General features: G+C 68.8%; 9 protein-coding genes. 5 read left to right on the forward strand and 4 right to left on the reverse strand.

The annotated features are described in order from the left end of the window. Positions 1–57: 57 nt before the first annotated feature. The 4 genes from ACFV15_RS46895 to upp all read right to left on the reverse strand — a co-directional run bounded on the left by ACFV15_RS46895 (position 58) and on the right by upp (position 3742). A complete protein-coding gene (locus tag ACFV15_RS46895) occupies positions 58–1299 on the reverse strand; it encodes a hypothetical protein (protein ID WP_378359848.1) in 1242 nt (413 codons plus the stop codon). Further along, positions 1296–1841 (reverse strand): RNA polymerase sigma factor, encoded by a 546-nt coding sequence (locus tag ACFV15_RS46900; protein ID WP_378359849.1) that lies wholly within the window; start codon positions 1839–1841, stop codon positions 1296–1298. The genes ACFV15_RS46895 and ACFV15_RS46900 overlap by 4 nt, the downstream gene beginning before the upstream one ends. A 68-nt stretch (positions 1842–1909) precedes the next feature. Next, positions 1910–3115, reverse strand: coding sequence for a pentapeptide repeat-containing protein (locus ACFV15_RS46905; protein ID WP_378359851.1), 1206 nt, complete (start codon positions 3113–3115; stop codon positions 1910–1912). Positions 3116–3118: 3 nt separating this feature from the next. After that, a complete protein-coding gene (gene upp / locus ACFV15_RS46910) occupies positions 3119–3742 on the reverse strand; it encodes a uracil phosphoribosyltransferase (protein WP_091293962.1) in 624 nt (207 codons plus the stop codon). Between the two features lie 72 nt (positions 3743–3814). On the opposite strand from upp, the gene ACFV15_RS46915 reads away from it, so the two are divergent. The 5 genes from ACFV15_RS46915 to ACFV15_RS46935 all read left to right on the forward strand — a co-directional run bounded on the left by ACFV15_RS46915 (position 3815) and on the right by ACFV15_RS46935 (position 8998). Continuing rightward, positions 3815–4423, forward strand: a complete 609-nt coding sequence (locus tag ACFV15_RS46915; protein WP_378359859.1) for a DUF1707 domain-containing protein — start codon at positions 3815–3817, stop codon at positions 4421–4423. Positions 4424–4475: 52 nt separating this feature from the next. After that, entirely contained in the window at positions 4476–5633 is a 1158-nt protein-coding gene (locus ACFV15_RS46920; protein ID WP_378359852.1) for a serine hydrolase domain-containing protein, read from the forward strand. A gap of 98 nt (positions 5634–5731) precedes the next feature. After that, positions 5732–6706, forward strand: coding sequence for a deoxyribose-phosphate aldolase (gene deoC, locus ACFV15_RS46925; protein WP_378359854.1), 975 nt, complete (start codon positions 5732–5734; stop codon positions 6704–6706). Beyond that, entirely contained in the window at positions 6706–8139 is a 1434-nt protein-coding gene (locus ACFV15_RS46930; RefSeq protein WP_378359856.1) for an aldehyde dehydrogenase family protein, read from the forward strand. The genes deoC and ACFV15_RS46930 overlap by 1 nt, the downstream gene beginning before the upstream one ends. Next, the gene (locus ACFV15_RS46935; RefSeq protein ID WP_378359857.1) at positions 8132–8998 is read left to right on the forward strand and encodes an aldehyde dehydrogenase family protein; all 867 of its coding nucleotides are present in this window, start codon (positions 8132–8134) and stop codon (positions 8996–8998) included. Before ACFV15_RS46930 ends, ACFV15_RS46935 begins: the two co-directional genes overlap by 8 nt. Positions 8999–9033: the final 35 nt, after the last annotated feature.

A 9033-nucleotide genomic window follows, 5' to 3' on the forward strand; every position in this document is an offset into this window, starting at 1 on the left:
CGCCGCCCCGGCCCCCCCCCCCCCCCACAAACCCACGACCCCCAGGCCAGAAGCGCTTCAGAAGGCAGGGCCGTCGTGAAGAACGGCGCCCGCCGCATCGGTGACCTTGAACGTCATCGAGCCGATCTGCGCGACGGCCTGCATCTCCTTAGTGAGCACGGCGGCGAAGGTGCCGTTGGCGACCACCGCGGGCACGGCGGGAAAGCCCGGCACGGTGACCGACACGCCTGCCGCCGCACGCGGCACGACCCCGCCGACGAACTCCGCGGGCTTGCTGCTCTCCGAGGTACTCGACGGCCCGAGGAACCTCGCGGTGACCGGCCGGTCGGCGATCTCCACCGGCTTGTTCCGCATCGGCCCGCCCCGCAGCGTGGTGCAGGCGAGGAACCAGCGATCGTTCCTGCCGACCATCAGGTTCAGCGTGATCGACGGTGGGGCTGCCGCCGTCGGAACTTCCAGCGTCACCTTCGCTCCCGGTTCGAAGGTCTCCGCGCCTGGCGTGTCCACCCCGGCGTCTCTCAGGCAGTCGCCGAGGAACTTCGCGTCGGCGACGGTCCGGTCGCCTGGTGCGGGTTTGTCGTCCAGAGTGATCATCGGTGGCGTCAGCGAGACCGGGCTCGGAGCGAGCCCTCCGTCGGCCTTGCCCAGCAGTGCCACCACTCGTTCATCGAGACGAGCGGGCGAGAGAATGACGAAAAGTCCGTCCCCGAGCTCCGTCTCCCCCACGGAGGCGGAGCGCTCCGGTTCGGGCATGGCCTTCGGCAAGACACTGAGCCGGACCTTTCCCCACTCGGGATCAGCTACACCCGCGACCACGTACCCGTCGGCGTGCAGCGCGACTCCGGGCATGGTGAGCAAGGCATTCGGATCGGACAGGGTGACCGACGTCGACGAGGCTTCGCAGAACAGCGGCTTCCCGTTCGCCCGCGCCGCCACGACCGTGATCCCCATGTCCGTCTTCGTGAACACCGGCACCCACAACGACCGCTTCGGATACGAGCCCGTCTTCTTCTCCGCGCGCAGCGCGTTCCAGCAGCGGTCGAGTGTCCTCTCGGCCAAGGGCTTGTCGAGGTGCAATCCCGGCGGGATGGCAGGTGAGATGAGTTCGCCCGGCTCGTCCCGCAGCGCGTGGACGCCCACGGCGACTCCGCCGAACAGCAGCACGGCGGCGGCCACGGCGGCCAGCGGCTTGGCGCGGGTTCGCTTTTCCTTGAACATTCCGCGCCGGAGGTCGCTGCGCAGCCTGGCCCTGAGTTCCGGCGGGAGTTCACGCCGAGGGGGCAGCTCGATGTCGTTCATTCGCTTTCCTCCAACGCTTTCCGCAGCTGGGCACGGGCACGCGACAGGTGCGCGCGCACGGTGACCTCCGAAACCCCCAGCACCTGCGCGGCGTCCGTGGCAGGCAGCTCGCCGAGCAGGCACAGCTCGACGACCCGGCGTTGCGACTTCGGCAGCGCGCGCACCGCGCCCGCGATGAGCCGCATCCGCTCCTCGCCGTCGACCTGCTCGGCGACGGCTTCGGCGTGGTCCGGCACGTGCGCCGGCTCGGGAATCCGCTTCAGCAGTCGTAGCCGCCGCGCGGACCCGCGATGCTCGGTGCGCGCGAGATTGGCGGCCACCGTGTACAGCCAGGGCAGCGCGCTTTCGCGGACCAGCGTGACTTCCTTCTTCCGGCGCCAAGCGGTCAGGAAGGTGCCCGAGGTCAGGTCTTCCGCCTGCGCCCACGAACCCGTCAGCCGGTAGCAGTGGTTCCACACGGACGAGGCGTGCCGTTCGAAGAGCTGCGTGAAGGCGCCCTCGTCACCGTGTGTCGAGCGCTGCCACAACGCGGAGTCGTCCACCGACGTTCCCGATCTCGCTTCGGAAGTCACACCGGTTAGTGGCCGGCCCGCATCAGGATGTTGCGTCGCTACGGGCTGGGTGTGCCGTACCGCGCCGGTTCACCCGTGTAGCCGAAGACGATCTTTCCGTCACGGGAAGCGATGTGGTTGTCCGCGGGCAGCTCCGCGGGCTCCTCGGGCACCTGCGCGCCATCGAGGTTGACCAGCTGTCCGCCGAAATCGGGCAGCTCGGGTAGCCGGGCCCGCTCGAAGTTGATCCGCGGATGGTCGGTATCGGCGAAGCGGAGCTCGCCGTCGAACACGGCGCCGATGAAGCCGAGGCCCCGCGATCTGCTCCACGAGAAGTTCGCCAGCCAGCCGAAGTGCGTCCAGGAGAACACACCGCCGTCAGCGAAATCCGAGCCGGTGAAATCCGCCAGCGCGGTGAATTCGCAGCCGTAGAACCACGCGCTGATCTCGAACTTGGTCCTGGCGATGTGGGTCGCCCCGACGAACTTCGCGTAGCTGAACTGCCCGGCGCGGAGCGTGCAGTCCTGCAACGTGAAGTTGACCAGTGTCGCGCGCTGGAGATCCAGGCGCGTATCCGCCCAGAACACCGGCGAATCCGCGTGCAGGTGGTTCTCGATGAGCTGCTGCGCTGTCATCCGGACCTGGAGTTCGTCCTCGACGACGACCTCGGCCCGTTCGGCGGGCGGCCTGAGTCCCCACGACCGCGGCGACGGTTCACGTTCGCGCAATGCCCGCCGGGCCGCGGTCTCCGTCTTGGCATGGTCGTCGGACATCGTGAACGGCATCCGCAGGTACGCGCAGAAGACGTTCATGATCGTCTGCCGATGCGACGGATTCGCCTGGCCGAGCCGTTCCAGCGCGTAGAGACCGCCGAGCCGGACCGGCGCCTTGTCGCTGCCGAGCTGCTCGACCGCCTTCGTGTAGAGCTCGGTCACCCGGCGCTCTTCGAGGTCGCGTTCGGTCACTCCGGCGACGCGCTCGGCGTGTGCCTTGGTCTCCGCGGCGATCCGGGCGGTCTCGCGGACCTGGAGCTCGGTCGTCCGCTGCCGCCGGGCCGCCAGCCAGAGCGCGAACACGCCGCCCGCGCCGATCCCGATGCTGAACGCGGTACGCACCGCGTCCAGTTTCGCCTTGACCTTCTCGGGATCGGGCGAGTCGGTCCAGCCGAGCAGGAACCAGACGAGCCCGGCCGTCAGCAGCGCGACGAATCCGGCGGCCGCGGCGATCCACGGCCACCTCAGCAGCGGCGGCTGCCCCTCTGCCACCCCTCAGACCGCGCCGTACTGCCTGTCCCCGGCGTCGCCGAGCCCCGGCACGATGAAGCCGGAGTCGTTGAGCCGCTCGTCGATGCTGGCCGTGACCACGCGGACGGGCAGTCCGGTCTTCTCCAGGTGCGCGATGCCCTCCGGCGCGGCGAGCGCGCAGATGGCGGTCACGTCGGTGGCGCCGCGGTCGGTGAGCAGGCGGATCGTGTACTCCATCGAGCCGCCGGTGGCGAGCATCGGGTCGAGCACCAGCACCGGCCGGTCGGCGAGCGACTCGGGCAGCGACTCCAGGTACGGGACCGGCTGCAGCGTCTCCTCGTCGCGGGCGAGGCCGACGAACCCCATCTGCGCGTCCGGGATCAGCTTGTGCGCCTGGTCGGCCATGCCGAGCCCGGCGCGGAGCACCGGGACCAGCAAGGGCGGGCTGGCCAGCTTGTACCCGTCGGTCCGCGCCACCGGCGTGTGGATGCGCTCGGTGCGTACCGGCGCGTCACGGGTGGCCTCGTACACGAGCATCATCGAGAGCTCGTGCAGCGCGGCGCGGAACGCGGCACTGTCCGTGCGGGCGTCACGCATGGTGGAGAGCCTGGCCTTCGCCAGCGGATGGTCAACGACGAGCACGTCCATGGAAAAGCACAGTAGTTGAGCGCCGAGCCCTCTACACTCCCCGGCGTGACCGAGACCCCGCAGTCCGACCAGATGCGCGCCTCCGACGCCGATCGCGAGCGCGTCGCGCAGGTGTTGCATGGCGCACTGGCCGAAGGGCGCATCACGATCAACGAACTGGAAGAGCGCCTCAGCACCGTCTACGCGGCGAAGACGCTGGGTGAGCTGAAGCCGGTCACGGCCGACCTGCCGGTCGGCTCGGCGGCGATCGAACCGGCCACCACACGCGCGCTCGGCTTCCCCGACAACCGCATCGGCGGTCACCCGGGCTCGGCCGTTTCCGTCGGCATCATGTCCGGCGCGGTCCGCAAGGGCAGCTGGGTGCTCCCGCCGAACCACAACAGCTTCGCGTTCTGGGGCGGCGCCGAAATCGACCTGCGCAACGCCCGCTTCGCCGAACGGCAGTCGACCATCTCCGCCGTCGCGATCATGGGCGGCATCCAGATCACCGTGCCGGACGACATCAACGTCGACGTGACCGGGATCGGTTTCATGGGCTCGTTCTACCTCGACGACAAGGCGGGCACCCCGCCCGCGCCGCCGACCGCGCCCACGGTGAAGATCACCGGCCTGGCGTTCTGGGGCGGCGTAGTGGTGACGCGCAAACGGCGTAAAACCGAAGCGAAGGAACTCGACAGCTAGCGGATTTCGGTACCGTCGGTCTCCAAGGGTCGTATTCGCACCAGGGGGATCGATGCGTCGCGTTCTGCTGTCCATCGCTTGTGCCACAACACTTCTCGTCAGCGCCGTACCGGCTTCGGCCGCGCCGGACGCTCGCCAGGCCGCCATGGACGCGGCCGTCGCCGCCGGCGCGCCCGGCATGGTCGCGGTCGCCGACGACTTCCGCGGGGTCAGCGGTGTCGCCAGCGTCAACCGTCCAGGCAAGCCGGACGCGTCGGGTCGCTGGCGGGTCGCGAGCGTGTCGAAGGTCTTCACCGCGACGCTCGTGCTGCAGCTCGCCGACGCCAAGAAGATCGGGCTCGACCAGCCGATCCAGCAGTACCTGCCAGGACTGTTGCCTTATCCGGAGCCGATCACCGTCCGCCAGCTGCTGAACCACACCAGTGGCGTCCCGCGCGACCTGACACCGGAGCAGGGCTGGGGGACGCTGGCCGAGATCGACACCGAGCGCTTCGAGCATTTCAGCCCCGAGCAGCAGATCAAGCTGAGCACGCAACAACCGCTGCTGTTCAAGCCGGGCGCGGGCTGGTCGTACTCGAACACCGGCTTCAACATCCTCGGCGTGCTGGTCGAGAAGATCACCCATCAGCCGCTCGCCCAGGTGCTCGCCAAGCGCATCACCGGGCCACTGCACCTGCGCGACACCTCGCTGCCGCTCGACTTCCCGTTCCTGCTCGACCCGGCCGCCCGCGGCTACGAGCAGCTTTACCCGGCGCCGCACGGCCTGACCGACGTCACGACGTACAACTACACGCGCTACTCCGGCGCGGGCGACGTCGTCTCCAGCGGCGCCGACCTCAACCGGTTCTTCGGCGCGTTGCTCGGCGCCAAGCTGTTCAGCGCGGACATGCTCAAGCAGATGCAGACCGCGGTGCCCGTCAACGGCCCGCTCTCCTACGGCCTCGGCCTGATGAAGTACGACCTGCCGGCCGATCTGTGCGGCAAGGCGGTCACCATCTGGGGCCACGGCGGGGACCTGCCCGGCTTCAACACGCTCAGCTTCCACGATGGCGCAGGCAAGCAGATCTCCACGCTGGCCACGATCGACATCACCGCGTCACCCGATGTGGCGCTCAAGCGGCAGCTGCCGATGATCAACGAGTTCTGCCCGAACCCGCAGATCCCGCCCGCCGCGAAGGCCGCGGCCCAGCCCCTCATCCCGACCCTCTGAACGGCTCGTGAGTGGTATTGCCGGTTAGAACCGGCAATACCACTCACGACCCTGTGTGACAGGGTGAGCTGAATGTGTCACACCCTAGACTCGGGTGCATGACAGCTACGACGGCATCGTCCGCCGCGTCGGCCACCCCGGCGCCGCTGGCGGACGCGACTCGCGACGAGGCGAGCCTGCGCCGGTTCCTGCACGGGCTGCCCGGCGTCGACCAGGTCGGCGTCGAACAGCGCGCGGCGGGTCTCGGCACACGCAGTATCAAAAAGGCCGCGAAGCTCTGGGCGATCGACACCGCCATCTCGATGGTCGACCTGACCACCCTCGAGGGCGCCGACACCCACGGCAAGGTCCGCGCGCTCACGGCGAAGGCGAAACTGCCCGATCCCGAGCGCCCCGACACGCCCAAGGTCGCGGCCATCTGCGTGTACCCCGACCTGGTGGCCACCGCCGTCGAGTCGCTCACCGGCACCGGGATCAACGTCGCCAGCGTGGCGACCGGGTTCCCGGCAGGCCGGACGAGCCGCGAGATCAAACTCGCCGACGTCAAGATCGCCGTCGACGCCGGCGCCGACGAGGTCGACATGGTGATCGACCGCGGCGCGTTCCTCGAAGGCCGCTATGGGCAGGTTTTCGAGGAAATCCAAGCCATCAAGGCCGCCTGTGGCGACGCGCACCTGAAGGTCATCCTCGAAACCGGCGAGCTCGTGACGTACGACAACGTGCGCCGCGCGTCGTGGCTGGCGCTGCTGGCCGGTGGCGACTTCATCAAGACCTCGACCGGCAAGGTCTCCCCCGCCGCGACGCTGCCGGTCACCCACGTGATGCTGCAGGCCGTGCGCGACTGGCGCGACACCACGGGCGAACTGCGCGGAGTGAAGCCCGCGGGCGGCATCCGCACCACGAAGGACGCCATCAAATACTTGGTCGCGGTGCACGAAGTCGCCGGCGAAGAGTGGCTGACGCCGCATCTCTTCCGCTTCGGCGCCTCCAGCCTCCTCAACGACCTCCTGCTGCAGCGCCGCACCCAGGCTGACGGCCACTACAGCGGTCCCGACTATGTGACGGTGGACTGATGGGTATTTTCGAGTACGCGCCCGCGCCCGAATCGCGCGACATCGCGAACCTCAAGCCGCACTACCGCCCGTTCATCAATGGCGAGTTCGTCGACGGCAACGGTGAGCCGCTCAAGACGATCAACCCGGCGACCGAAGAGGTGCTGGCCGAGGTCGGCACCGCGTCGGTGTCCGATGTGGACATCGCGGTCAAGGCCGCACGCAAGGCGTACAACAACGTCTGGTCGAAGATGCCGGGCAGCGAGCGCGCGAAGTACCTCTTCCGCATCGCGCGGCTGATCCAGGAACGCTCGCGTGAGCTGGCCGTGCTGGAGAGCCTCGACAACGGCAAGCCCATCAAGGAATCGCGTGACTCGGACGTCCCGACGGCCGCCGCGCACTTCTTCTACCACGCGGGCTGGGCTGACAAGCTCGACTACGCGGGCCTCGGCCCCAACCCCCAGCCACTCGGCGTAGCTGGCCAGATCATCCCGTGGAACTTCCCGCTTTTGATGCTGGCGTGGAAGATCGCACCAGCGCTGGCCACCGGCAACACGGTCGTGCTCAAGCCCGCCGAGACCACGCCGCTGACCGCGCTCGTGTTCGCGGAGATCTGCCAGCAGGCCGAACTTCCGCCAGGCGTGGTCAACATCCTGCCGGGCGCCGGCGACATCGGACAGTCCATTGTGGAGCACGGCGACGTCAACAAGATCGCCTTCACCGGCTCGACCGACGTCGGCAAGCTGATCCAGCGTCAGGTCGCGGGCACGTCGAAGAAGCTCACGCTGGAGCTCGGCGGCAAGGCGGCGAACGTGGTGTTCGACGACGCGCCGCTCGACCAGGCCGTCGAGGGCATCGTCAACGGCATCTTCTTCAACCAGGGCCACGTCTGCTGCGCCGGTTCGCGGTTGCTGGTCCAGGAATCCGTCGCCGAAGAGGTGATGGATAAGCTGAAGTACCGCGTTTCCACGCTGCGTCTCGGCGACCCGCTGGACAAGAACACCGACATCGGCGCGATCAACTCGGCCGAGCAGCTCAGCAAGATCAAGGGGCTGGTCGAGTCGGGCGACTCCGAGGGCGCGCATCGCTGGACCAGCCCGTGCCCGGTGCCGGAGCGTGGTTTCTTCTTCGCTCCCACCGTTTTCTCGGACGTGCAGCAGTCGATGCGCATCGCCCGCGAGGAGATCTTCGGCCCGGTGCTCTCGGTGCTGACCTTCCGCACACCGGACGAGGCCGTCACCAAGGCGAACAACACGCCGTACGGACTGTCCGCCGGCATCTGGACCGAGAAGGGCTCGCGCATCCTGTGGATGGCGAACCAGCTGCGTGCCGGAGTCGTCTGGGCCAACACGTTCAACCGTTTCGACCCCGCCGCGCCGTTCGGCGGTTACCAGGAATCGGGATTCGGCCGCGAGGGCGGGCGCACCGGGCTGGAGGCCTACCTCAATGTCTGATCGCATCTCCGTCGCCAAGACCTACAAGCTCTACATCGGCGGCAAGTTCCCGCGCTCGGAGTCCGGCCGGGTGTATCCCGTCAGCGACACCAAGGGCAAGTTCCTCGCCAACGCGGCACACGCGTCCCGAAAGGACGTTCGCGACGCGGTCGTGGCCGCACGCAAGGCTTTCGGCGGCTGGTCGTCCGCGACCGCGTACAACCGCGGCCAGGTCCTGTACCGGGTGGCCGAGATGCTCGAAGGCCGTCGCGAGCAGTTCGTGTCCGAAGTGGCCGCGTCCGAGGGCATCGCGCCGAAGAAGGCTCAGTCCCTTGTGGACACCGCGATCGACCGCTGGGTCTGGTACGCGGGCTGGACCGACAAGATCGCGACCGTGCTCGGCGCCGCGAACCCCGTCGCGGGACCGTACTTCTCTTTCACGGTCCCGGAACCGACCGGCGTGGTCGGCGTGCTCGCGCCGCAGCAGTCGTCGCTGCTCGGCCTGGTCAGCGTGCTCGCCCCGGTGCTCGCCACCGGATCGACGGCCGTCGTCGTGTCCAGCGCCGACCGGCCGTTGCCCGCGATCACGCTGTCCGAGGTGCTCGCGACGTCCGACCTGCCCGGCGGCGTGGCGAACATCCTCACCGGGCGCGCGTCGGAACTCGGCTCCTGGCTCGCCTCGCACGGTGACGTCAACGCGCTCGACCCGACCGGCGCCGAGCCCGCGGCCCGCGCCGACCTCGCCCGCGAGGCGGCGAACACGGTCAAGCGCGTGCTGACGGTGCCCGACGCCGAGCCCGACTGGACTGACACGCCGGACATCTCCCGGATCAGGCGTTACCTCGAAGCCAAGACGGTCTGGCATCCCCTCGGGGTTTAAGGGCTCGTGAGCGTTGCGGGCGGTTAGAACCTGTC

The organism is Amycolatopsis sp. NPDC059657, from assembly GCF_042734395.1.
Classification (GTDB): domain Bacteria; phylum Actinomycetota; class Actinomycetes; order Mycobacteriales; family Pseudonocardiaceae; genus Amycolatopsis.

Coding starts and splice junctions, on each gene's coding strand:
- ACFV15_RS46920 (WP_378359852.1), top strand. CDS start 4,476: ATGCGTCGCGTTCTGCTGTCCATCGCTTGTGCCACAACACTTCTCGTC.
- ACFV15_RS46935 (WP_378359857.1), top strand. CDS start 8,132: ATGTCTGATCGCATCTCCGTCGCCAAGACCTACAAGCTCTACATCGGC.
- ACFV15_RS46930 (WP_378359856.1), top strand. CDS start 6,706: ATGGGTATTTTCGAGTACGCGCCCGCGCCCGAATCGCGCGACATCGCG.
- ACFV15_RS46895 (WP_378359848.1), bottom strand. CDS start 1,299: ATGAACGACATCGAGCTGCCCCCTCGGCGTGAACTCCCGCCGGAACTC.
- upp (WP_091293962.1), bottom strand. CDS start 3,742: ATGGACGTGCTCGTCGTTGACCATCCGCTGGCGAAGGCCAGGCTCTCC.
- ACFV15_RS46915 (WP_378359859.1), top strand. CDS start 3,815: ATGCGCGCCTCCGACGCCGATCGCGAGCGCGTCGCGCAGGTGTTGCAT.
- deoC (WP_378359854.1), top strand. CDS start 5,732: ATGACAGCTACGACGGCATCGTCCGCCGCGTCGGCCACCCCGGCGCCG.